The following is a 23,250-nucleotide window of genomic DNA, read 5'->3' as shown; positions in this document are numbered from 1 at the left end:
CCCCCTCTGCTGGCAAGTCTCGGCGGGGGCTGCCCGGGGAGAATTGCACCGGATGGTCGAAAATTGGGCAAGGCGGGGCCTTCCGCTCGCCCCGGCCTGCCCGTAATCTGCCGCCATGACCCAGCCCCGATTCATTCATCTGCGCGTGCACAGCCAATATTCGCTGCTCGAAGGCGCGGTGCCCGTGAAGACCTTGATCAAGATGTGCGACGGCATGGCGATGCCTGCCGTGGCTGTCACCGATACCAATGTGATGTTTTCGGCGCTCGAGTTTTCGGTGCTCGCACAGGGTGCGGGGCTGCAACCGATTGTGGGCTGTCAGGTTTCGGTCACGTATGACCCCGCCGCGCCGGGCGAAAAGCCGCGCTTGCCTGCGCCGGTGGTGCTGCTGGCGCAGACCGAGGCGGGCTACATGAACCTGATGAAGCTCTCCTCCTGCCTTTACGTCGACAAGCACGGGCAGTTGCCGCAGGTGACGGTTGAGGATCTTGAGGCCCATGCCGAGGGGCTGATTTGTCTGAGCGGCGGGGCGGATGGCCCGGTGGGAAAGTTCCTTCAGGCGGGGCAGGCGGGCAAGGCGCGGCTGCTGCTGGAGCGGCTCGCGCGCGCCTATCCGAACCGGCTCTATGTCGAGTTGCAGCGCCATCCGGGCGAGGGCGGGCAACTGACCGAGGGCGAGCGGCGCACCGAGCGGCCCTTCCTTGAAATGGCCTATGACATGGGCCTGCCGATCGTTGCGACGAACGATGTCTATTTTCCGAAGGCGGGCATGTATGAGGCGCATGATGCGATGATCTGCATCGCCGAGGGCGCCTATGTGGACCAAAGCGAGCCGCGCCGCCGCCTGACGCCGCAGCATTACTTCAAATCCGAGGCGGAGATGGCGGCGTTGTTTGCCGACCTGCCCGAAGCGCTGGAAAACACGGTGGAAATCGCGCGGCGCTGCGCCTTTGCCACCTACAAGCGCAAGCCCATCCTGCCGCGCTTCGCCGATGATGAGGTGGAGGAGTTGCGCCGTCAGGCCTGGGAGGGGCTGCGCGCCCGGCTGGAGGTGATCCCGCATGCGGTGCCGGTCGAGGATTATGAGGCGCGGCTCAAGTTCGAGCTTGGCATCATCGAGCAGATGGGCTTTCCGGGCTACTTCCTGATCGTGGCCGACTTCATCAAATGGGGCAAGGCGCAGGGCATTCCCGTCGGGCCGGGGCGGGGCTCGGGGGCGGGCTCGCTCGTGGCCTATGCGCTCACCATCACCGACCTTGACCCGTTGCGCTATTCGCTTCTGTTCGAACGGTTTTTGAACCCCGAACGGGTCTCGATGCCGGACTTTGACATCGACTTTTGCATGGATCGCCGCGAAGAGGTGATCCGCTATGTGCAGGGCAAATATGGCCGCGACAAGGTGGGGCAGATCATCACCTTTGGTGCGCTTTTGTCGAAGGCGGCGGTGCGCGACGTGGGCCGCGTGCTGCAAATGTCTTACGGGCAGGTCGACAAGCTCTCGAAGATGATCCCCGTCGAAGGGGTGAAGCCGGTCTCGATCGAAAAGGCGCTGGCGGACGAGCCGCGGCTGCGCGAGGCGGCGAAATCCGAGGAGGTGGTGGCGCGGCTTTTGAATTACGCGCAGGCGATCGAGGGGCTGTTGCGCAATGCCTCGACCCATGCCGCGGGCGTGGTGATCGGCGACCGGCCTCTGGATGAGCTGGTGCCGCTTTATCAAGACCCCCGCTCGGACATGCCCGCGACCCAGTTCAACATGAAATGGGTCGAACAGGCCGGGCTGGTGAAATTTGACTTTCTTGGCCTGAAAACGCTCACCGTGATTCAGAACGCGGTCAACCTGATCCTGAAATCGGGCCGCCCGCTGCATGTGAGTGCTGCAGGCGAGACGCTCTATACCCCCGCCGAGGGGGCCGAGAACGAGATCAACCTGATCCCGATTGATGACGCGAAAACCTATGAGCTTTACGCCGGGGCGAAGACAGTCGCCGTGTTCCAGGTGGAATCGACGGGGATGATGGATGCGCTGCGGCGCATGAAGCCTACCTGCATCGAAGATATTGTCGCGCTGGTGGCGCTTTACCGCCCCGGCCCGATGGAGAACATTCCCACCTATTGCGAGGTCAAGCACGGGCTGCGCCCGCTTGAGAGCCTGCACCCCACCATTGACCCGATCCTGAAGGAAACGCAGGGCATCATCGTCTATCAGGAACAGGTGATGCAGATCGCGCAGGTGATGGGGGGCTACAGCCTCGGCGGCGCCGACCTTCTGCGCCGCGCCATGGGCAAGAAGATTGCCGAGGAAATGGCGAAGGAGCGCCCGAAATTCATCGAGGGCGCCAAGGCCACCCATAACATTGATGCGAAAAAAGCGGGCGAGGTCTTCGACCTGCTCGAGAAATTCGCGAACTACGGCTTCAACAAATCGCACGCGGCCGCCTATGCGATTGTGAGCTACCAGACTGCCTGGCTGAAAGCGAACCACCCTGTCGAATTCATGGCGGGGGTGATGAACTGCGATATCCACCTTACCGACAAGCTCGCGATCTACACCGCCGAGACGCGCCGCGGCCTTGGTATCGAGGTGGTGCCGCCCTGCGTGAACCGCTCGCTCGCCACCTTTGACGTGGTCGATCAAAAGCTGATCTATGCGCTCGGCGCGTTGAAAAACGTGGGCGTCGAGGCGATGAAGCTGATCGTCGAGGCGCGGGAGAACACGCCGTTCCGCACCCTTGAAGATTTTGCCCGGCGCTGCGATCTGAAGCGGATCGGCAAGCGGCCCTTGGAGATGCTGGCGCGCGCGGGCGCTTTTGACCGGCTCGACCCGAACCGCAAGCGCGTGTTCGAAAGCCTTGAGGGGCTGATGGCCTGGTCTGGCGCGGTGGCGGAGGCAAAGGCCTCGGCGCAGGTCTCGCTTTTTGGCGAGGCGGGCGATGATCTGCCGCCGCCGCGGCTGGCCGATACCGATGACTGGTTGCCGGGCGAGCGGCTTGCCGAGGAACACAAGGCGATCGGCTTTTATCTTTCGGGCCACCCGCTTGATGACTATCTGCCCGCGCTCAAACGCAAAAAGGTGATGACGCTCGCCGATGTGACGGCGAAGGCGATCAACACCGGGCCCTTTGTCGGCAAGATCGCGGGGCAGGTCGCCGCGCGCTCGGAGCGCAAGTCCGCCAAGGGCAACCGCTTCGCCTTTGTCTCGCTCTCTGACCCGACCGGGCCTTACGAGGTGACAGTTTTCTCCGACACGCTGGAGGCTTGCCGCGCCCATCTGGAGCCGGGGCAGGCGGTGGTGCTGACGGTGAAGGTCGATGTCGAGGGCGAGACGGTCAAGATGCTGTGCAACGCCGCCACGCCGATTGATCAGGTCGCGGCGGAATCCGATGGACACGCCGGGCTTTTGATCCATATCGAGACGCCCGAGGCGGTGAGTTCGGTTGCTGCACTTTTCGAACGTATTACAGCCGAAGGCCGGGTGAAATCGCGTGGTCCGGTGACATTTTCCGTGTTCGACCCGGAAAAGCGCTGCCGCTATCAGATCTCCGCCGGGCGGCCGCTGCCGGTCAACCCGCAGGTCAAGGGCGCGCTGCGCAGCCTGCGCGGCGTGGTGCAGGTGGAGGAAGTCTGAGCGCTTGCGACGCGATGCCGCAAGCGCGCCTCACCAATGCGGCGGCTTCTGATCGGCCAGCGGAATCGCGCCGCCGGAGGCATATTCGCGCTCGGCTTCACGCTCCATCAGGAGCCGCAGCAACCGCGCCATCCGGTCCAGCTCGCGCCCCTGGGTGGCCACCACGTCGCTCAGCTCATCCACAGCGCGGCGCAGATGCGCCAGTTCTTCCTCTGCGCGCTCGATCCTGTCGCTCATTTTCCCTCTCGTGCTTGCCGCCATGGCCCCCATCCGCTACACCCTCGCGCGAGAAACGATCGGGTGCAAGACCATGGCCAAGGATACCAAACCCCGCCGCCCCCGCGCCGAAACGCCGAAAGGCTTTCGCGATTACTTCGGCGCCGAGGTGACTGAGCGGGCGGAGATGCTTTCCACTATTGCCGGGGTCTACCGCGCGCATGGGTTCGAGGCGCTCGAAACATCGGCTGTCGAAACGGTCGAGGCGCTGGGCAAGTTCCTGCCCGATGTCGACCGCCCGAACGAGGGTGTGTTCGCCTGGCAAGACGAGGGCGGCGACTGGCTCGCGCTGCGCTATGACATGACAGCCCCCCTCGCGCGGGTGGCGGCGCAGTTCCGCAACGATCTGCCCTCACCCTACCGGCGCTATACGATGGGCCCGGTCTGGCGCAACGAAAAGCCCGGTCCGGGGCGGTTCCGTCAGTTCTATCAATGCGATGCCGATACGGTGGGCGCGCCCTCCGTGGCGGCGGATGCCGAAATCTGCGGCATGCTCTCGGATGCGCTCGAGGCGGTGGGGATCGAGCGCGGCGATTACATCGTGCGGGTCAACAACCGCAAGGTGCTCAACGGTGTGATGGAAGTGGCGGGCGTGCTCGACCCGAGCGACCCCGACCGTTTTGCCGAGGAGCGCGGCATCGTGCTGCGCGCGATCGACAAGTTCGACAAGTTCGGCGAGGCGGGCGTGCGCGCGCTGATGGGCAAGGGGCGGCTCGATGCCTCGGGCGATTTCACCAAGGGCGCGGGGCTCTCTGATGCCCAGGCCGATGTGGTGATGGGCTTCATGGAGGCCAAACGCGACACCGGCGCGGCCACGGCGGCCCGGCTGCGCGAGCTTGTGACCGGCTCGGCGCTTGGCGCGGCGGGCGTTGATGAGCTTGAATATATGGCGCAAATTCTGGAGGCGCAGGGCTATGGCCCGGACCGGATCGTGATCGACCCCTCGGTCGTGCGTGGGCTTGGCTATTACACCGGCCCGGTGTTCGAGGCGGAACTGACCTTCGAGATCCTCGACGAGAAGGGCCGCAAGCGCTCCTTTGGCTCGGTCGCGGGGGGCGGGCGCTATGACGATCTGGTGAAGCGCTTCACCGGGCAGGAAGTGCCGGCGACCGGCGTTTCCATCGGCGTGGATCGGCTGCTGGCGGCGCTGCGCGCCAAGGGCAAGATTGGCAGCGCGGGGCAGGGGCCGGTGGTCGTGACGGTGATGGACCGCGACCGCATGGGCGATTATCTCGCCATGGCGGCGGAGTTGCGCCGCGCGGGCATCCGCGCCGAGGTCTATTTGGGCAACCCGAAAAACTTTGGCAACCAGCTCAAATATGCCGACAAACGGCAAAGCCCGGTGGCCGTGATCCTGGGCGGAGACGAGGCTGCGCGCGGTGTTGTGCAGATCAAGGATCTGGTGCTTGGCGCAAAGATCGCCGCCTCCGCTTCTGTTGAAGAATGGAAATCCCAACCGGCGCAATTCGAAGTTTCCCGCGAGGAAATGGTTGCAAAAGTGCAAGAGCTTCTTGCGCGGAACGGGGCGCTCTGATGGCCGGGAAGGCACAGTCCCGGGCCATTGGCGCGCAGCTTCTGGCGGCGTTCGAGGCGGCGGGCGCGCTTGAGGTCACCCCCGACATCCTGCAACCCGCCGAGGCGCTTTTGGACCTTTACGGCGAGGATATTCGCGCGCGCGCCTATGTCACCGCAGACCCGCTCCGCGGAGAACTGATGCTGCGGCCCGACTTTACCGTGCCGGTGGTGCAGGCCCATATGGCCGAGGGCGCCGAGCCCGCGCGCTACGCCTATATGGGGGAGGTGTTCCGCAAGCAGGACCACCGCGGCACGGCGCGGGTGGCCGAGTATTTTCAGGCGGGCTACGAGATCTTTGATCGCGAAGACCCCGAGGCCGCCGATGCCGAGGTCTTTGCGCTGTTTGCCGGGCTGTTGAAACCGCTCGATCTGAGCGCCACGATTGGCGATATCGGCCTTTTGCGCGCGGCCGTCGCCGGGCTGGAGACCCTGCCCGCGCGCAAGGCGGCGCTTTCGCGCCATATCTGGCGCCCGAAGCGCTTCCACAAGCTGCTGCAACGCTACGCGGGCCAGACGCCGATGCCCGAGAGCCGCGCCGCGCTTCTTGCGGGGCGGGGGGCGAGCGATGCGCCCTGGATCGGCCTGCGCTCCCCTGAGGAGATGGCCGCCCGGATCGAGACGCTCCGCGCCGATGCGGCGACGGCGCCGATCCCCGCCGAGGATGTCGCCCGGCTCGATGCGCTCTTTGCGCTGCGCTGCACCGCGGACCGTGCGCCCGCACAACTCGCCGATCTGGGGATCGCCGCCCTTGCCCCGGCAATTGCGCGGCTTGAGCGCCGCCTTGCCGCGCTTGACGCAAAGGGCATCGATCTGACCGCGCTGGCCTTCGAGGCGAGCCATGGCCGCGCGACGATGGAATATTACGACGGTTTCGTTTTCAGCTTCGAGGCCGCCGATCCCGGTTTTCCGCCGGTCGCCTCGGGCGGGCGCTATGATGCGCTCACGCGGGTGCTCGGCGGCGGGCGCGAAATTCCGGCCGTGGGCGGCGTGATCCGCCCCGGCCTCGTCGCCGATCTCGGGGGGCTCGCATGAGCGCGATCAAGCTGGGCGTGCCCTCCAAGGGGCGGCTGATGGAGCAGACGTTTGACTGGTTTGCCGCGCGGGGCCTCACGCTGCGCCGCACCGGTTCGGAGCGGGAATATGCCGGCGCCGTCGAGGGGGCGGAGGCGGTGGAACTGGTCTTGCTGTCTGCAGGCGAAATCCCGCGCGAACTGGCGGCAGGGCGTATCCACCTGGGCGTCACCGGTTCCGATCTCGTGCGCGAAAAGCTCGCCGACTGGCAGGGGCAGGTTGCGGACCTCGCGCCGATGGGCTTTGGCCATGCCGATCTGATCATCGCCGTGCCCGCCTGCTGGGACGATGTCGACACGCTCGAAGATCTGGATGCCGCGGCGCATGTTTTCCGCGCGGCCCATGGGCAGAGATTGCGCATCGCCACGAAATACCACCGGCTTTTGCGCGAGTTTCTGGCGCAGGAGGGGGTGGCGGATTGGCAATCGGTCGACAGTCAGGGCGCGACCGAGGGCACGGTGAAGAACCTCACCGCGGAGGCGGTGGCGGACATCACCTCTTCGGGCGAGACCCTGCGCGCTAACCACCTGAAGATCCTCTCCGATGGGCTCATCCATCAAAGCCAGGCGACGCTGTTTGCCGCGCGCGCGGCGGATTGGTCGGGCCTTGCGGCGCCTTTCGCGGCGCTTTGCGCGCAGCTTGGCGTGCCGGTGCCCCGGCTCTGAGCGGGCAGGGGGGCGCTGCCCCCCTCTTTGCCTTTGGCAAATTCACCCCCCGGGATATTTGCGCAAAGTCGAAGGCCAACAGATCTTTGCTTCGACTTTGTGAAAATATCCCGGGGGGGGCTGCGCAGCAGCGGGGGGCAGCGCCCCCCTCGCCCTCAATAGCCTCGTGCGCGGTCCACAAGATGGAGCGGCGCTTCTCCCGCCTCAAACCGGCGGATGTTCTCGGCAATTACCCGCGCCGCCGAAGCGGGGCGGGTTTCGGCGGCAATATGGGGCGTGACCGTCACCTTCGGATGCGCCCAGTAAGGGTGTTCGGGCGGCAGCGGTTCGATGCGGAACACATCGAGCGTGGCATGGGCAATCTGGCCGCTCTCGAGCGCTGCGAGCAGGGCCTCGTCGTCGATGAGAGTGCCGCGGCCTGGGTTGAGGATCACCGCGCCCTGCGGCATCAGCGCGAGCGTCTCGCGATTTAGCAGATCCGTCGTTTCGGGGGTGTTGGGCAGCACGGTGACGAGGATCTGGGCGCGACCGAGCGCTGCGCGCAGCCCCTCGGGGCCGGAGAGGCAGGTAACACCTGCAAGCGTTTTGGGGCTGCGGCTCCAGCCGGTGACGGCAAAGCCAAGCGAGGCGAGCGTGCTGGCGCAGGCCCCGCCGAGCGCGCCGAGGCCGAGCACCACCACCGACCGGTCGCGTGCCAGGGGCGGCACATGGCCCGCCTGCCGCCAGACCCCATCCTGATGGGCAAGGAAAAAGTCGATGTCGAGATGGGCGCGCAGGACATGGCCCGTCACCCATTCCACCATGCCGCGCTCAAGCCCCTCATCGACCATGCGGCAGAGCGGCTGGGTGAGGGTCTCGTTGCCCACCACCCGCTCCACCCCGGCCCAGAGGTTCAACACCGCCTTCGTGCGCGTGTAGGCGGTGAAATCCTGCACCGGGCCGCGCGGGGAATAGACGATATAATCGATCTTCGCGGGATCGGCGGGGGGCAGCAAGAGCTTGGCCTCGATCCCGGCGGCGGCGAAGGCCGCTGTCAAGGCGGGCTCATAGGCGGGCCAGTTTTCGATCCGGTCGGCGAAAAGGATGTTCAGCATCATTACCTCGGGCGGTGGACATGGGCGCTTTGCACGAGCCCGAAGGCGGCAAGCAGGATCATCATCGCCGTGCCGCCATAGCTGACAAGCGGCAACGGCACGCCGACGACGGGCATCAGCCCCATCACCATCGCCATGTTGATGGCGAAGAAGAAGAAGAACGTTCCCGCCACCCCCAGCGAGACGAGCGAGGCGAAGCGGTCTTTCGTGGCGAGCGCGGTATAGGTGGCAAAGGCGATGATGCCGACATAAAGCACCAAAAGCCCGAAGGCGCCGATAAAGCCAAATTCCTCGGCGAGCGTGGTGAAGATGAAGTCCGTGTGCTTCTCGGGCAGGAAGTTCAGATGGCTCTGCGTGCCCTGCATGAAGCCGCGCCCCGACCAGCCGCCCGAGCCGAGCGCGATTTGCGCCTGCATGATGTTATAGCCCGCGCCCAGCGGGTCTGCGGCGGGGTCGAGAAAGGTGTCGATGCGCTTGAACTGATATTCGTGCAAAAGCTGCCATGTGGTGCCGCGGCTCTCCATCACCGTGAAGACAAGCCCCACGACCATCGCGATCACCGTGCCGAAATACCACAGGCTCACGCCCGCGGCGAACATCACGAAGCCGCCGCCCAGAACCAGCATCACCGCGGTGCCAAGGTCGGGCTGGGTGAGCACGAGGAAGGTGGGCAACAAGATCAGCACCACCGGAACCAACACCCACAGCGGATGCGAGACCTTGTTGACCGGCAGCCAGTCGTAATAGGCGGCGAGCAGCATCACGATGGCGATTTTCATCAACTCGGAGGGCTGAATGCGCAGCGGGCCGATTTCGAGCCAGCGCTGCGCCCCCATGCCGATGGCGCCGAAAAATTCCACCGCGAGCAGCAGGAGCAGCGCGATCACATAGGCCAAGGCAGAGATGTTGCGCCAAAACCAGATTGGCGTCATCCCCACGGCGAGCATCGCCGCCATGCCGATGCCGAAGCGCTTCATTTGCGGCTCGGCCCAGGTCTCCAGATTGCCGCCCGCAACAGAGTAGAGCATCAAGAACCCCGCGCAGGCGACGGCGGTCAACAGGATGATCAGCGGCCAGTTGAGGTAGAGCACCTTTGCGGGGCCCGCGGGCACCGTTTTCAGATTGCTTTCAAGATAAGACATCGCGGCGCCTCCTTATGCCCGGCTGCGCGTGGGCGGCGGCGCGATCGTGGCCGGGTCGATCAGGTCGAGCCCGTCGAACCGCGCGCGGATCTGCTCGCGCTGCCCCGAGGGGTAGGCGGCGAGGGGCGGCAGCCCTCCGGCAAGCGCAAACAGCAGCACGTCGCGCGCGATCGGCGCTGCGGTGGCCCCGCCCCCGCCGCCATGCTCGACAATCACCGAGACGGCGTATTTCGGGTTGTCGACCGGGGCATAGCAGACAAAAAGCGCGTGGTCGCGCTGGATCCAGGGCACGGCGGCATTGTTCACCACGGTCGAGCGCACCTGCGCGGTGCCGCTCTTGCCCGCCATTTCCCATTCCGCCATAGACACCATGGCGCGGCGCGCCGTGCCATGCGATCCGTTCACCACCGCCCACATGCCCTTGCGCGCGAGCGCCAGATGGGCATCGTCAAGGCCCAGTTCGGGCGCTTCGGCCACCGGCACCTCGACCCCGTCGCGCGCGCGCACAAGCCGTGGCGCGACGGCGCGGCCGGTCGCAACGCGGGAGGTCATCACCGCAAGATGCAAGGGCGAGGCGAGCACATAGCCCTGCCCGATCGAGGCGTTGATCGTATCGCCGATCTGCCAGTCCTTGCCGAAGCGGGCCACCTTCCAGTCTTTCGTGGGCGCATTGCCTTCGGCGACCGCCGACATCGGCAGATCGTGGCGCACGCCGATGCCGAGCCGCCGCGCCATCGCCGAGATCGCGTCGATGCCGACCTTCTGGGAGACCTCGTAAAAGTAGACGTCGCAGCTTTGCTCAAGGCTTTGCCATGAGTTGAGCCGCCCATGCCCGCCGCGTTTCCAGCAATTGAAGCGCCGCCCGCCAACTTCGATATAACCCGGGCAGCGCACCGTTTCCTCGGGGGAGATCACGCCCGCCTCGAGCGCGGCCAGAAGCGTCACCATTTTGAAGGTGGAGCCGGGCGGGTAAAGGCCCTGCACCGTCTTGTCGGCAAGCGGGCGGTGGTCATTCTCCATCAGCGCCTTGTAATCCTTGCCAGAAATACCGCGCACGAAGAGGTTTGGATCAAACGAGGGGGCCGAGGCAATGGCGAGGATGTCGCCGTTTGTCACATCCATCACCACGGTCGCGGCGCTCTCGCCGCCCAGCCGGGCGAGGGCGAAGTTCTGCAGCCGCGTGTCGAGCGTGAGTTGCAGCGCCGTGCCCGGCTCGCCTTCGCGCCGGTCGAGTTCGCGCATCTCGCGCCCCGCCGAGTTCACCTCGACCCGGCGCTGCCCGGCGCGCCCGCGCAACTCGTCTTCCAGCTTCACCTCGATCCCGGATTTGCCAAGCTGGAAGCGCGGAATGCGCAACAGCGGATCGGGGTTTTCCAGTTTCGAGAGATCGTAATCCGACACCGGGCCGACATAGCCCAGCACATGCGCGAAATCAGGCCCGTGCGGGTAGTAGCGCGAGAGCCCGACCTCGGGCGAAACGCCGGCCAGCGCGGGCGCATTCACCGCCACGCGGGAAAACTCCTGCCAGCTCAGCCGGTCGGCGAGCGTGATCGGGGCATTGGGCGGGCGGCGCTTGAGCTCGCCCAGAAGCTCCTCGGCATCGGCGTCGCTGATCGGGATCAGGCGGCGCAGATCGGCCAGTTCGCGCTCCACATCCTCGGCATCCTCGCGCGTCATCGTCACGCGGTAATTTTGCTCATTGCCCGCGATCAACACGCCGTTGCGGTCATAAATGAGCCCGCGCGCCGGGGGGATCAGGCGGATCTTGACGGAGTTGCCCTCCGCCAGCAGGCGATATTCGTCGGCCTGCTCAAGCTGCATGTGGCGCATGCGCAGCCCGAGCGTGGCCACCACGGCGGCTTGCGCAACGCCAAGGAACAAGCCGCGCCGGGTGATGGTGGTGCGGCTGGCCTGTTGTGCGGCGGTGGTGCGGTGACGAAGTGCCATGGGCCCCCTCAGATCGGTCGGCCGAAGTCATCCACCTCGCCGGTGGCGGCGCGGCGCAGCCCGAAGGCCAGAAGTGAAAGCGCGACGACGAAGGGATAGGCGATCAGCGTCATCATGAGGCGCAGAAGCTCGCGGCCAAGGGGCGGTTGCTCGACCATCAAAAGGCCGAGCACGAACCGGTCGAGCACCTGCATCGCCACCATCACGCCCCCCACAAGCAGCATCTCGAGCGCGAAGGGCAAATCGCGCGAGGCTTCCTCGCGGGCGCGCAGAAATTCGGTGCCCAGGAGCACGATCAGGGTCCAAAGGCCGATCGGGCGCCAATACATGAAATCTTCAAGCAGGAAGACCGCAACGATCAGCACCGCGGGCAGGTAATCGGGGCGGCGCATCACCCAGGCGAGGGTGAGGGCCAGCGTCAGATCCGGGCCGGGGATGCCGGTCGAGACCGGGTTGATCGGCAGCATGCGCAAGAACATGACGATCAGCACGAGCCCGGTATAAAGCCCCATGTGCAGAACGCGGCGTGAGGTGATCGGGTCAACCATCGCTGCCCCCCGCGGCCTCGGGGGCATCATCGCTCTCGGCCGGCAGCGGCGTTTCGGAGGGGGCGACGAGGGGGCCGATATCGGTGATTTTCTCGGCCGGATGCGAGCGCAGCACGCGCAGGAAATCGAGCCGCTCGTAATCGGCGGCGAGCATCACGCGCAGCCGCCGGTCCTGCCCCTGCACGACCTGCCCGACCAGAAGCCCAGCCGGAAACACCCCGCCATCGCCCGAGCTCACCACTCGGTCGCCCGGGCGCACGAGGTCGGGGTTTTCAAGGAAATCGAGCGGCGGCAGCATCGAATTGTCGCCCGTGAGCATGGCGCGCTGGCCAGACGGCTGGATCGTCACCGGCACGCGCGAGGCGGTATCGGTGAGCAGCACCACCCGGCAGGTGGATTTGCCCACGCCGGAAATGCGGCCCACCAGGCCGAGCCCGTCCATCGTCGCCCAGCCGTCCATGATGCCATCGCGTGCGCCCACGTTGAGCAGCACCGATTGCCGGAACGGCGAGCCGGAATCGGCCAGCACCACGCCGGAAACGGAGGTCAGCTTGGGGTCGAGCCGCACCTGGTTTTGCGCCAGCAGCTTGGCGTTTTGCTGCTCCAGCTGGACCGCGGCTTCCTTCCACGCCTTCATCTGCTGAAGCTCGCGGCGCAGTTCCTGATTTTGCTCGTAGATCCGCGCGTAGCTCTGGAAGCCCTCGATCATGCTGAGGGTCTTTGTAACGGGCACCATGGCCCAGTCGAAAGTCGGCACGAACCGGTCGATGAAAGACGCCCGCAAACGTTCCACCCGCACGCTGTCGATGCGCCAGGCAAGGAAGATCACGGCCAGCAGAAGGGCCAGCACCGCAATCAGGATGCGGCGCAGCGGTCCGGCATAGTCTTCGTCACGGTCTTTCGCCACGGAAACCTCCGGTCACGTCTCGACGGCAGGTGCGGGTCGGCAGCAGGCGCGGGGCGTCAGCTGTCGTAGTCGATCACATGACGCAGTTGCTTTTCGTATTCCAGCGCCTTGCCGGTGCCCAAAGCAACACAATTGAGCGACTGATCGGCAATCGAGATCGAAAGGCCGGTCTGCTCGCGCAAGCTCAGATCCAGCTCGCCCAGAAGCGCGCCGCCGCCGGTGAGCATCACGCCCCGGTCGACGATATCGGCTGCGAGGTCGGGCGGCGTGGTCTCCAGCGCCTGCATCACCGCATCGCAGATTTGCTGCACCGGCTCGGCGAGCGCTTCGGCGACTTGCGCCCCGTTGATCTCGATTTCCTTCGGCACGCCGTTGAGCAGGTCGCGGCCCCGCACCAGAAGCGAGGCGCCGCGGCCATCGTCGGGCATGCGCGCGGTGCCGATCGTGGTCTTGATCCGCTCGGCGGTGGATTCGCCGATCAGCAGGTTCATGTTGCGGCGCAGGTAGGAGATGATCGCCTCATCCATGCGGTCACCGCCAACGCGGACCGAGCGCGCATAGACGATATCGCCAAGCGAGAGCACCGCGACTTCGGTGGTGCCGCCGCCGATATCGACGACCATGTTGCCGGTGGGGTCGGTGATCGGCATGCCCGCACCGATGGCGGCCGCGATCGGCTCGGCCACAAGGCCCGCGCGGCGGGCGCCTGCGGAGAGCACCGATTGCCGGATCGCGCGTTTTTCCACCGGCGTCGCGCCATGGGGCACGCAAACGAGGATCTTCGGCTTGGAGAAGGTGGTGTGCTTGTGCACCTTGCGGATGAAATGCTTGATCATCTCTTCCGCGCTGTCAAAATCGGCAATCACACCGTCGCGCATCGGGCGGATCGCCTCGATCGAGCCCGGCGTCCGGCCAAGCATCAGCTTCGCGTCTTCGCCGACCGCGAGCACCTGCTTCTTGCCGTCCTTGACGTGATAGGCGACCACCGAGGGCTCGTTGAGCACGATGCCCTTGCCCTTGATGTAGACAAGCGTGTTTGCCGTGCCGAGGTCGATTGCCATATCGGACGAAAAGATGCCGCCAAGGCCCATAGATCCGTTCCCAGTGTGATTGCTCCGCGACTCGCCGCCCGAGTCCGGTTCGAGCCCATATATTCAAAGCCGCGCTTTGGGGAAAGACGATTCCCGAAAGCGCCGCGCAGGGGTGGCGGCAATCCGCGAAGGGCCTGCAAATCGACAATCTTTGCCGACGGATTCAGTGCCCGAGAGCCAGAAAAATATCAGTTTTGCAACATTTCACGAGTTCGTGTGCGGTTTCTCGTGTCCGCAGTGCCGGGCGCCCCCGCAGGCGCGCCCGGACCGATTTGCACCAGATCAGAGCTTGTAGCTGATCGATTTCACATCCGCATCGGGGGCGGTTTTCTGGCTGCGCACGCGCAGCCGGTTGAGCGCGCCGACATAGGCCTTGACCGAGGCGAGGATGGTGTCGGTATCTGCCGCAGAGCCGGTGACGATGCGCCCGTCTTCCTCGAGCCGCACCGAAACGGTGGCCTGCGCATCGGTGCCCTCGGTCACGGCATGGACCTGATAGAGCTTCAGATGCGCGCGGGTCGGGTAGATCGCCTTGACTGCCTTGAAGCAGGCATCCACCGGCCCGTCGCCCGGCACGCGCGCGGATTTCTCCGCCCCGTCGACGAGCAGTTTCAGCTCCGCTTCCTGCCCGTCCGAGCCACAGGTCACGCGCAGCCATTTTACCTGCAGATAATCGCTGTCGGTATTGGCGGCGCTGTCGGTCATCAGCGCGATCAGGTCATCGTCATAGATTTCTTTCTTGCGGTCGGCGAGCGCCTTGAACCGCACGAACACATCGTTGAGCTGGTTGTCGGCGAGATCAAAGCCCAGATCGCGCAGCTTGGTGCGCAGCGCGGCGCGCCCCGAATGCTTGCCCATCGCGATATTGGTCTCGGTGATGCCGATATCGGCAGGCCGCATGATCTCGAAGGTTTCGACGTTTTTCAGCACGCCATCCTGATGGATGCCCGACTCGTGCAAGAAGGCGTTCTTGCCGACGATCGCCTTGTTGAACTGCACCGGGAAGCCCGAAACCTGCGCCACGCGGCGCGACAGGTGCATGATCTTGGTGGTGTCGATGCCGGTCTGATAGGGCATCAGATCCTTGCGCACCTTGAGTGCCATCACCACTTCTTCGAGCGCGGTATTGCCCGCGCGCTCGCCCAAGCCATTGATCGTGCATTCGATCTGGCGCGCGCCCGCGGAAACGGCAGCGAGCGCATTCGCCGTCGCCATGCCGAGGTCGTTGTGGCAATGGGTGGCGAAGACCACCTCATCCGCGCCCGGCACCTTTTCGAGCAGCATGGCGATGATATCGGCGCTTTCCGAGGGCAGGGTGTAGCCCACCGTGTCGGGAATGTTGATCGTGGTGGCGCCCGCCTTGATCGCGCATTCGACGACGCGGCAGAGGTAATCGCGCTCGGTGCGGATCGCATCCATCGCCGACCATTGCACGTTGTCGCACAGGTTGCGGGCATGGGTGACGGTGTCATGGATGCGGGTCAGCATTTCCTCGGGGTCGAGATTGGTGATGCCCCGGTGCAGCGGCGAGGTGCCGATAAAAGTGTGGATGCGCGGTTGCGCGGCGTGTTTCACCGCCTCCCAGCAGCGGTCGATATCTTTGTAATTGGCGCGCGAGAGCCCGGCGATGACGGAATTCTTCGACGCCTTGGCAATGTCGGAAACCGCCTCGAAATCGCCTTCAGACGCAATCGGGAAGCCGGCTTCGATGATATCCACCCCCATCTCGTCGAGCAGCATCGCGATTTCGAGCTTTTCGTCATGGGTCATGGTGGCGCCGGGGGATTGCTCGCCGTCGCGCAGGGTGGTGTCAAAAATCAGAACGCGGGATTTGTCGGTCATGGCTCGGTCTCGGTCTCGTGGGATAGGTGTGTCTTAGCTTCCGTTGGCCCCGAATGCCAGCCTCTCGCCATTTCGTGTGGGCTCTTGCCACATGGCCGGGGCTTGGGTCGGGTCGGGCGCTGTTACCTCTGAGCGGTCGCGCCCGTGGGCACGCTCAGAGCAGGCTCAGAAGAAGGAGACCGGACACGGGAAGCGAGAGCGCGAAAGCGCTCTTGGAGCAGGTCAGGCTGATCGGCGTCCGTGTCATGGCAAAACTATGCCGGGGCGCGGCGCAAATGAAAAGCCCCAAAAGGCCGCAGGCCGGCAGCGGTGTGCAGATTGCATCAGAGCCGGGGCATCAGGCGATGTGGCGCATGCCGGCCGGAAGGTTGCGCTGTTTGTCGCCCGCAGCCGGGTGCCCCGGCGCGGGCAGGGCGCCCGTGAGCGCGGGGGCGGGCATGTCCCCCAAGGTTTGCAGATCTGTGGGGGCGGCGTGCAACGCTTCGTCCGAGGCGGCAATCGGCAGCAGCAGGTGCATTGCCGTGCCCTCCTCGGAGGAATCGATCGAAAGCATGCCCCCCGACTGGCGCACGAAGCCCTCGACCATGCTCAGGCCGAGCCCCGAGCCTTGCCCCACGGCCTTGGTGGTAAAGAAAGGCTCGGTGACGCGGCGCAGGATCTCGGGCGGGATGCCGGTGCCGGTATCGGCGACCGTCACCTCGGCGTAATCGCCGGCCGGCAGCACGCTGCCATCGGGTTGTGGATCGTCGGTGAACAGATGCACGGGCCGCGTGGTCACCCGGAGCGTGCCGCCATCGGGCATCGCATCGCGGGCATTGACGACAAGGTTGACAAGCGCGGTGAGGAACTGGCTTTCGTCGAGCGCCACCCAGAGCGGGTCGCGCGGGGCCTCGAAGCTTTGCGAGATGGTTGCGGGCAGCAGCCGCCGGGTCAGCACCTGCAATTGCTCGATCAGCGCGCCCACGTCGCGCCGCGCCACCTGCATCGGCGAGCGCCGCGCATAGGCAAGGAGTTGCTGCACCAAATCGGCCGCACGCGAGGCGGCCACGCGGGCCTCGCGCACCACCGCCTCCTGCTCGGCCGGGTCGGTGATGTCGTCATAAAGATCGAGGTTGCCGATCACCGCCGTCAGGATGTTGTTGAAATCATGCGCGACGCCGCCTGCAAGCTGGCCGATCGCCTCCATCTTCTGCGCCTGAATCGACCGTTGCGCGGCGCGTTCGGCATCAATGCGGATGCGGCGGTTGGTGAACATGGTGACGGCAAAATAGCACCACAGCCCGCCCCCGGTGAGCGCAACCCCGATCTGGGCGCTCGGGTCGGCGACAGCGGCAAGGGTCTCGTTCAAGATCCAGACCACAGCGACGCCAACGACGGCAATTTCCCCCACCATCACGTGCAGAACCCGGTCGGCACGATGGATCAAGAACACCAGCAGCGCCCCGATCCCGGCGGCGCCCGCGATGCGCAGGGCGTGATCGTCTTGCACGATCATCCAGGCCGGAAGCCAGATGAACGCGGCGATGATGGCCCAGAACGTTGCGCCGGCAAACATCACCTCCCGAAAGCTGCAACTGCTCTTGCGGGTGCGCAAAAAGGTGAAGTTGAGCAGATGCAGCGTTGTTTGGCCGCCGATCCACCACAGGGTGTGGTCTGCGCCGGTGTAGAAATAAAGCGATACACCGCCTGCAATGAGCAGCAAAAAGCGGAACGCCGCGTCCAGCCTGCGCCCGTATTCGATCTCATAGAGGCGCTCGACTTCCTTGCGGTAGTCCATGCCGTCTCTATCGCAGTTCTGCGTGCTCACGTTTCCACCGAACTCGAAAAAAGAAATAGTGCGGTCGAGCAGCAAAGAGAAAACGAATCAGTCGGCCTCGATACCGCTATCAGTTGTCCAAGATTGCCATATTTTCTACCGCGAGTTCCTTAACGTCAGCGGCTTCGCAACCAAGAGTTGGCGTTTTGGGCGGGCTTTTCACAAAAAAGTGCGAAATTTTTGATGTTGATGCATCAAGCGCGGTTTTCTCATCATTGTGACTGCGCTGTCGGCGCCGCGTGGCGCCGGTTTGCCGATATGGCTCAGGGAGATACGGTCGGCGTGCCCGCGCTGGCAGGGGCGCTTCCGGGCGGGGGCGGGGGCAGCGCCTCGGCGGGACGGGTGAGGCGGTCTTCCTCCCAGTCGCCGCCCGCAACCGTGCCGGTGGCATAGCGCATCACGCCCTTGCCCTGACGGCGCCCGCGCACGAACATGCCCTCATAGACATCGCCATTCGCGTAGGTGGCCTTGCCCTGACCGTCGATCTCGCCATCGACCCAGTTGCCCTCATAGGTGAAGCCGTCGGGCATCACGAGCTTGCCAAAGCCCGAGCGCTGCCCGGCCTCGAAGCCGCCTTTATAGAGCGTGCCATCGGGGTGCAGCGCCGTGCCCTGGCCCTGGCGTTGGCCATCTGCCCAGTCGCCCTCATAAGTGTAGCCGTCGGGATAGGTCATCTTGCCCTTGCCATGCTGTCGCGCGGCGAGAAAATCTCCCTCGTAGACGAGCCCGTTGGCATAGCGCGCCCGGCCATGGCCCTCGATCACCCCGCCGGCCCAGTCGCCCTCATAGGTGGCGCCATCGGGGTAGGTGATGCGGCCCTTGCCCTCGGGCAGGTCGTTGTGGAACTGGCCCTCATAGATCGAGCCATCGGGGAATTCGGCGCGGCCTTCGCCCTCGATCCGGCCCTCGACCCAGTCGCCGGTATAAACATAGCCGTCGGCGCCGCGGAACGTGCCGCGCCCGTTCGGCTTGTCGGCGGCAAAGGCGCCCTCGTAGCTGTCACCATTGGCGTAAGTGACCTTGCCCCGGCCCGCGCGCTTGCCGGCCAGCATGCCGCCCTCGTAACGGTCGCCATTGGGCTGGACAAGCACGCCGGTGCCCTCCATCCGGCCCGCGACCCAGTCGCCCTCGTAGCTGACCCCCGAGGCGAGTGCGAGCCGGCCCTTGCCCTGCCGCTGACCCGCCACCATGTCGCCCTCGTAGCGCGCGCCATCGGGGTAGGTGATAATGCCTTGGCCGGATTTTTCGCCCGCGACCCAGTCGCCCTCGTAGCGGTATCCATCGGGGCCGGTGAGCACACCCTTGCCCTGATGGAGCGCGTTGCGGAACCCGCCTTCGTAGCTGGTGCCATTGGCATAATGGGCCACCCCGGCGCCGGTGATCTGGCCCGCGATCCAGTCGCCCTCATAGGTGCCGCCATCGGCAAAGGTGATCTTGCCCTTGCCGTCGGGCTTGCCGCGGGCAAAATGCCCCTCGTAAATCGAGCCGTCGGGGAAGCGTGCCCGGCCTTGGCCGACGATTTCGCCCGCCTTCCAGGCGCCGGTGTATTCATAGCCCGAGGGCAGCCGGTAGGTGCCGGTGCCATCTTGCTTGCCGTCCCGGAACGTGCCTTCGTAGATGCCGCCATCGTCGTATTGCTTGGTCAGCACCTGATCGGCCGCGGCCGGTGCGGCGATGAGCGCGAGTGCCAGTGCCAGCCCGATAGGACGTGCCATCCCCATGCCCTTGTGCCCCGTGTCGATCCCTGAGCCGTCAACCTAATCTGCCGGGGGAGGCGAGACAAGCGGTTCGGGCGCGGTGACCGGGGGAGTTTTCCGCGGGAGCAAGGCTTTTCTCCGCGCCGCAGCGGAGCTAAATGGAGAGAAACCATCGCAGGATGCCCATGACCGACCGCTTCCGCCTCACGCTCGCCCAGCTCAACGCCACCGTGGGGGCGCTCGACGCCAATGCCGAGAAGGCCTTCGCCGCATGGCAGGAGGGGCGCGCCGCCGGGGCGGATCTGGTGATGCTGCCCGAGATGTTCCTGACCGGCTATCAGACGCAGGATCTGGTGCTCAAACCCGCCTTTTTGCGCGATGCGATGGCGGCGATGGAGGCACTTGCCGCGCGGCTCGGGCCCGGCCCGATGCTTGGCATTGGCGGCCCCTTCACCGATGCTTCGGGCACTTATAACGCCTATTGGCTGCTTGCCGAGGGCAAGGTCGCGGGCCGGCTCTTCAAGCGCGAATTGCCGCATGAAGACGTGTTTGACGAGATGCGGCTCTTTGATCCCGGTCCGCTGCCTGCGCCGGTGCAGGTGGGGCCCGCGCGGATCGGATTTCCTGTTTGTGAAGATGCCTGGCACAGCCCGGTGGCGCAAGCGCTCGCCGCTGCGGGGGCGGAGCTTTTGTTCGTGCCAAACGGCTCCCCTTATCGCCGCGCGAAGCTTGAACACCTGCGCCTCCCCGTCACCCGTGCCCGCGTTGCCGAGACCGGGCTGCCGCTCGTTTACCTCAACATGGTGGGCGGGCAGGATGACCAGCTTTTTGACGGCGCAAGCTTCGTGCTCGATGCCACGGGCGCGGTGATGGCGCAGCTTCCCGCTTTCGAGGAAGCCCTCGTGCAGGTCGATTTCGAGAAGGGCGCGTCGGGCTGGGCCCCGTGCCCCGGCCCGATCACAGCCCAACCCGGCGATATCGAGCAAGATTACCACGCCATGGTGCTTGGTCTTGCCGATTACCTTGGCAAATCGGGCTTCAAAAAGGCCGTGCTCGGGCTTTCGGGCGGGGTCGATTCGGCGCTCGTTGCCGCGATTGCGGCGGATGCCCTGGGCCCGGAGAATGTGCATTGCGTGATGCTGCCCTCCCGCCACACCTCTCAGGCCTCGCTCGACGATGCCGAAAGCGCGGCGCATGCCCTTGGCTGCCGCCTCGATACCGTGCGGATCGAGGAGAGCCGCCACGCGGTCGAGGGCGCGCTTGCGCATGTGTTTGCGGGCACCTCCGCCGATGTGACGGAGGAGAACATCCAGTCGCGCCTGCGTGGCGTGATGCTGATGGCGATCTCCAACAAATTCGGCGCGATGTTGCTCACCACCGGCAACAAATCGGAGGTGGCGGTGGGCTATTGCACCATCTACGGCGATATGGCGGGCGGCTATAACCCGCTGAAGGATCTCTACAAGACCCGCGTTTTCGAGACCTGCCGCTGGCGCAACGCAAACCACCGCCTCTGGATGAAAGGCCCGGCCGGGGAGGTTGTGCCGGTTGCGATCATTGACAAGCCGCCCTCGGCCGAGCTGCGCGACAACCAGAAGGACGAGGACAGCCTCCCGCCCTATGAGGTGCTTGATGCGATCCTTGAGCGGCTGGTGGAAGGGGATCAGTCCGTGGCGGAGATTGTGGCCGCCGGGTTTGACCGGGCCACGGTGGCGCGGGTCGAGCATCTGCTCTACATCTCGGAATGGAAACGCTTCCAGTCCGCGCCCGGGCCGCGGCTGAGCACCCGCGCCTTCTGGCTCGACCGGCGTTACCCGATGGTGAACCGTTGGCGCGACAGGCGTTGAGCGCCGCGGCCCGGGGCAGATCCCCCGCTTTTTACCAAAAGGCGTGCGGCGGCTAAGCTTCTGAAAACTTTTTCATGCGAGAACGACCGGGTGTGCAGCAAAGATCGCGACCCGTGTCAAACATCCTCCGTTCCCTGCTTTCGCCTCTTCGCACGGTGCTGACCAAGCACCCGAGCCCGGAGGATGTGTCGAGCGTCGTCAAGGGCACAGGCTTCGGGGCTTTTATCGCCGTTCTCAACGCGCTGATCTATGTGGTCGGGGCTTATGAACGTCATTCAGGGCTGTTTTTGGGGATCTGGCTCGGTGTGGTGGCGCTGCTCGGGCTCGGCCTGACCCGCATGTCCGCGCGGGTCCGCAACCGCGAGGTGACGCGCGTTTCGCCGCGCGCCGCGCGCCGGTTGATCCTCACCTCGGTCCTTCTTGCCCTGCCTTGGGCGCTTTTGCCGATTCAGGTGCTTGCCCTGCGTGCCGAGGGAGATCCGCTCGTTGTGCTGATGGTGTGCACCGGCATGGTGGCGGGTGGCGTGTTCATGCTCCATCGAGCCTTGACCGCGGCCATCGCCTATATGGCCACCATCCTTGTTGCGGTCGCCGTCTCCGTGCATTGGGGCGGCTGGGATCAGGCGTTGCCGGTGACGGCCTATTGCTTCCTGTTCGGGATGTTTCTGTCTTACTTCGCGTTGATCGCCGGGGAGACGGCGCGGCAACGCGATGCCTCGGTGCAGGCCCTGTCGCGGGCGGTTTCCGGCCTGCGCGCGGCGCGCGACGAAAACTACCTGCTCGCCAATATCGACGACACCACGGGGCTGCTCAATCGCAAGGCGTTCAATGCCCGCCTCGCCGAAGCGGTGATGGCGCAGCGCGATGCGGGCGGCGCCTTTTCGCTGCTGCTGATGGACCTTGACCGGTTCAAGAACGTCAATGATCTGTTCGGTCATGGCGTGGGCGATGAACTGCTCGCCGAGGTGGCGCGGCGGCTCCGCGCCAACCTGCATGAGGGGGATGTGATCGGCCGCATCGGGGGGGATGAATTCTGCATCATCCTGCGCGAAGCGCGTACCGAGGCGCAGATCCGCACCGTGGCCGGGCGGCTTTTGAGCGCGCTCAACCAGCCCGCGCGGCTCGTTGGGCGGCAGTTGCATCCGGGCGCTTCGATTGGCGCGGTGATCTGCCCCGAGGATGCCGCCGAACCGGTCGAGCTTTTCCTCAAGGCCGATCTGGCGCTCAACCGCGCCAAGGAAAGCGGCCGCGGCCAATGCGTGAAATTTGACGATCATCTGCGCCAGCAGGTGATCGCCGAAGATCAGATCGAGGCCGGTTTGCGCGAGGCGCTGAAGGACAACCTGCTTTATGTGCAGTACCAGCCGAAGATAAACCTGCGCGACGGCACGCCGATTGGGGCGGAGGCTCTGGTGCGCTGGAAGATGCATGACGGCGAGAAGGTGCCGCCCGACCATTTCCTGTCGATCGCGGCGGAACGGGGGCTTCTGCCCGCGCTCTCGCGCCATATCGCGGAAGCTGTTGCAGGGCATATTCTGGATTGGCGTTCCGCCGGGCTGACGCCGGGCAAGATTGCGCTCAACCTGCACCCCGATGACATCAAATCGCCCGAACTGCTGATGGAAACGATCCACATGTTCGAGGATCGCGGCATCACCGGAAAAGATCTGCTGCTCGAAATCACCGAAGGCTGCCTGATCGGGCGCGGCACCGACATGGTGAGCCGGTTGCTCGATGCGCTCGATGAGCGCGGCTATGACCTCTCCCTGGATGACTTTGGCACCGGCCACGCCGCTTTGGCGCATCTGAAAAAGATCCCCGTGGCCGAGATCAAGATCGACCGCAGCTTCGTCTCCGGCCTCGAATACCGCCGCGACGATCGCGCCATCGTGGCCGCCATCGTCGAGATCGCGCGCGGGCTTGGCATCCGCTCGGTGGCGGAAGGGGTCGAGACCGAGGCACAGCGCAAGATCTTGCTCGACCTGGGCGTCGATGCGGGGCAGGGCTACCTGTGGTCGCGCCCGATCTGCGCCGACACGTTTGCCGCATTTCTCCAAGCGCAGCACCGCGCTGCGAGCTGACCATTCCGTGCCGGGGGCCGGCTGCG

16 protein-coding genes are annotated in these 23,250 nt (G+C 65.3%); 6 read left to right on the top strand and 10 right to left on the bottom strand.

From position 1 onward, the window contains the following. Positions 1 to 115 precede the first annotated feature (115 nt). Positions 116 to 3,625: a DNA polymerase III subunit alpha gene (dnaE, locus tag ACFSM0_RS06555; RefSeq protein WP_377388497.1), complete on the top strand. Its 3,510-nt coding sequence runs from the start codon at positions 116 to 118 to the stop codon at positions 3,623 to 3,625. A gap of 30 nt (positions 3,626 to 3,655) precedes the next feature. Here dnaE and ACFSM0_RS06550 read toward each other — a convergent pair whose 3' ends face one another. After that, entirely contained in the window at positions 3,656 to 3,862 is a 207-nt protein-coding gene (locus ACFSM0_RS06550; protein ID WP_377388495.1) for a SlyX family protein, read from the bottom strand. 73 nt (positions 3,863 to 3,935) lie between these two features. On the opposite strand from ACFSM0_RS06550, the gene hisS reads away from it, so the two are divergent. Genes hisS through hisG form a run of 3 tightly spaced genes read left to right on the top strand, consistent with a single transcriptional unit; the run spans position 3,936 to position 7,212 of the window. Then, positions 3,936 to 5,435 carry a histidine--tRNA ligase gene (hisS, locus tag ACFSM0_RS06545; protein WP_377388493.1) on the top strand — a complete coding sequence of 500 codons (1,500 nt, stop codon included), beginning with the start codon at positions 3,936 to 3,938 and terminating at the stop codon, positions 5,433 to 5,435. After that, the gene (locus ACFSM0_RS06540; protein ID WP_377388491.1) at positions 5,435 to 6,508 is read left to right on the top strand and encodes an ATP phosphoribosyltransferase regulatory subunit; all 1,074 of its coding nucleotides are present in this window, start codon (positions 5,435 to 5,437) and stop codon (positions 6,506 to 6,508) included. Before hisS ends, ACFSM0_RS06540 begins: the two co-directional genes overlap by 1 nt. Then, entirely contained in the window at positions 6,505 to 7,212 is a 708-nt protein-coding gene (gene hisG / locus ACFSM0_RS06535) for an ATP phosphoribosyltransferase (protein ID WP_377388489.1), read from the top strand. Before ACFSM0_RS06540 ends, hisG begins: the two co-directional genes overlap by 4 nt. Before the next feature lie 155 nt (positions 7,213 to 7,367). On the opposite strand, the gene ACFSM0_RS06530 is transcribed toward hisG, so the two are convergent. The 9 genes from ACFSM0_RS06530 to ACFSM0_RS06490 form a co-directional block, all read right to left on the bottom strand. Beyond that, a complete protein-coding gene (locus tag ACFSM0_RS06530) occupies positions 7,368 to 8,306 on the bottom strand; it encodes a 2-hydroxyacid dehydrogenase (protein WP_377388487.1) in 939 nt (312 codons plus the stop codon). A gap of 2 nt (positions 8,307 to 8,308) precedes the next feature. Then, positions 8,309 to 9,448, bottom strand: a complete 1,140-nt coding sequence (gene rodA / locus ACFSM0_RS06525; protein WP_377388485.1) for a rod shape-determining protein RodA — start codon at positions 9,446 to 9,448, stop codon at positions 8,309 to 8,311. A 12-nt stretch (positions 9,449 to 9,460) separates the two neighbouring features. Further along, positions 9,461 to 11,395, bottom strand: a complete 1,935-nt coding sequence (gene mrdA, locus ACFSM0_RS06520; RefSeq protein WP_377388483.1) for a penicillin-binding protein 2 — start codon at positions 11,393 to 11,395, stop codon at positions 9,461 to 9,463. An 8-nt stretch (positions 11,396 to 11,403) separates the two neighbouring features. After that, on the bottom strand, positions 11,404 to 11,943 hold the full coding sequence (locus ACFSM0_RS06515) for a rod shape-determining protein MreD (RefSeq protein ID WP_377388481.1): 540 nt from the start codon (positions 11,941 to 11,943) through the stop codon (positions 11,404 to 11,406). Further along, positions 11,936 to 12,850, bottom strand: a complete 915-nt coding sequence (gene mreC / locus ACFSM0_RS06510) for a rod shape-determining protein MreC (protein ID WP_377388479.1) — start codon at positions 12,848 to 12,850, stop codon at positions 11,936 to 11,938. The genes ACFSM0_RS06515 and mreC overlap by 8 nt, the downstream gene beginning before the upstream one ends. 56 nt (positions 12,851 to 12,906) lie before the next feature. After that, complete coding sequence (locus tag ACFSM0_RS06505; protein ID WP_097068199.1) at positions 12,907 to 13,941, bottom strand: rod shape-determining protein; 1,035 nt, start codon at positions 13,939 to 13,941, stop codon at positions 12,907 to 12,909. A gap of 282 nt (positions 13,942 to 14,223) precedes the next feature. Continuing rightward, on the bottom strand, positions 14,224 to 15,783 hold the full coding sequence (locus ACFSM0_RS06500) for a 2-isopropylmalate synthase (RefSeq protein WP_377388476.1): 1,560 nt from the start codon (positions 15,781 to 15,783) through the stop codon (positions 14,224 to 14,226). 337 nt (positions 15,784 to 16,120) lie between these two features. Beyond that, the gene (locus ACFSM0_RS06495) at positions 16,121 to 17,560 is read right to left on the bottom strand and encodes a sensor histidine kinase (protein ID WP_377388474.1); all 1,440 of its coding nucleotides are present in this window, start codon (positions 17,558 to 17,560) and stop codon (positions 16,121 to 16,123) included. 302 nt (positions 17,561 to 17,862) lie between these two features. Next, positions 17,863 to 19,320: an MORN repeat-containing protein gene (locus tag ACFSM0_RS06490; protein ID WP_377388472.1), complete on the bottom strand. Its 1,458-nt coding sequence runs from the start codon at positions 19,318 to 19,320 to the stop codon at positions 17,863 to 17,865. A gap of 161 nt (positions 19,321 to 19,481) precedes the next feature. Between ACFSM0_RS06490 and ACFSM0_RS06485 the strand changes: the two genes are divergently transcribed. Both ACFSM0_RS06485 and ACFSM0_RS06480 read left to right on the top strand, forming a co-directional pair. Then, the gene (locus ACFSM0_RS06485; RefSeq protein WP_377388470.1) at positions 19,482 to 21,143 is read left to right on the top strand and encodes an NAD+ synthase; all 1,662 of its coding nucleotides are present in this window, start codon (positions 19,482 to 19,484) and stop codon (positions 21,141 to 21,143) included. A gap of 113 nt (positions 21,144 to 21,256) precedes the next feature. After that, entirely contained in the window at positions 21,257 to 23,224 is a 1,968-nt protein-coding gene (locus ACFSM0_RS06480; RefSeq protein ID WP_377388468.1) for a putative bifunctional diguanylate cyclase/phosphodiesterase, read from the top strand. Positions 23,225 to 23,250 lie beyond the last annotated feature (26 nt).

The organism is Rhodobacter lacus, assembly GCF_042683065.1.
Lineage (GTDB): Bacteria > Pseudomonadota > Alphaproteobacteria > Rhodobacterales > Rhodobacteraceae > Rhodobacter > Rhodobacter lacus.
This window is presented reverse-complemented; position numbering and strand designations above follow the sequence as displayed.

Excerpts from the sequence above, each read along its gene's own strand:
- ACFSM0_RS06530 (WP_377388487.1), bottom strand. The coding sequence starts at position 8,306 with ATGCTGAACATCCTTTTCGCCGACCGGATCGAAAACTGGCCCGCCTAT.
- ACFSM0_RS06485 (WP_377388470.1), top strand. The coding sequence starts at position 19,482 with ATGACCGACCGCTTCCGCCTCACGCTCGCCCAGCTCAACGCCACCGTG.
- ACFSM0_RS06490 (WP_377388472.1), bottom strand. The coding sequence starts at position 19,320 with ATGGGGATGGCACGTCCTATCGGGCTGGCACTGGCACTCGCGCTCATC.
- hisS (WP_377388493.1), top strand. The coding sequence starts at position 3,936 with ATGGCCAAGGATACCAAACCCCGCCGCCCCCGCGCCGAAACGCCGAAA.
- ACFSM0_RS06515 (WP_377388481.1), bottom strand. The coding sequence starts at position 11,943 with ATGGTTGACCCGATCACCTCACGCCGCGTTCTGCACATGGGGCTTTAT.
- ACFSM0_RS06495 (WP_377388474.1), bottom strand. The coding sequence starts at position 17,560 with ATGGACTACCGCAAGGAAGTCGAGCGCCTCTATGAGATCGAATACGGG.
- ACFSM0_RS06540 (WP_377388491.1), top strand. The coding sequence starts at position 5,435 with ATGGCCGGGAAGGCACAGTCCCGGGCCATTGGCGCGCAGCTTCTGGCG.
- rodA (WP_377388485.1), bottom strand. The coding sequence starts at position 9,448 with ATGTCTTATCTTGAAAGCAATCTGAAAACGGTGCCCGCGGGCCCCGCA.
- ACFSM0_RS06500 (WP_377388476.1), bottom strand. The coding sequence starts at position 15,783 with ATGACCGACAAATCCCGCGTTCTGATTTTTGACACCACCCTGCGCGAC.
- ACFSM0_RS06550 (WP_377388495.1), bottom strand. The coding sequence starts at position 3,862 with ATGAGCGACAGGATCGAGCGCGCAGAGGAAGAACTGGCGCATCTGCGC.
- mrdA (WP_377388483.1), bottom strand. The coding sequence starts at position 11,395 with ATGGCACTTCGTCACCGCACCACCGCCGCACAACAGGCCAGCCGCACC.
- dnaE (WP_377388497.1), top strand. The coding sequence starts at position 116 with ATGACCCAGCCCCGATTCATTCATCTGCGCGTGCACAGCCAATATTCG.
- ACFSM0_RS06505 (WP_097068199.1), bottom strand. The coding sequence starts at position 13,941 with ATGGGCCTTGGCGGCATCTTTTCGTCCGATATGGCAATCGACCTCGGC.
- hisG (WP_377388489.1), top strand. The coding sequence starts at position 6,505 with ATGAGCGCGATCAAGCTGGGCGTGCCCTCCAAGGGGCGGCTGATGGAG.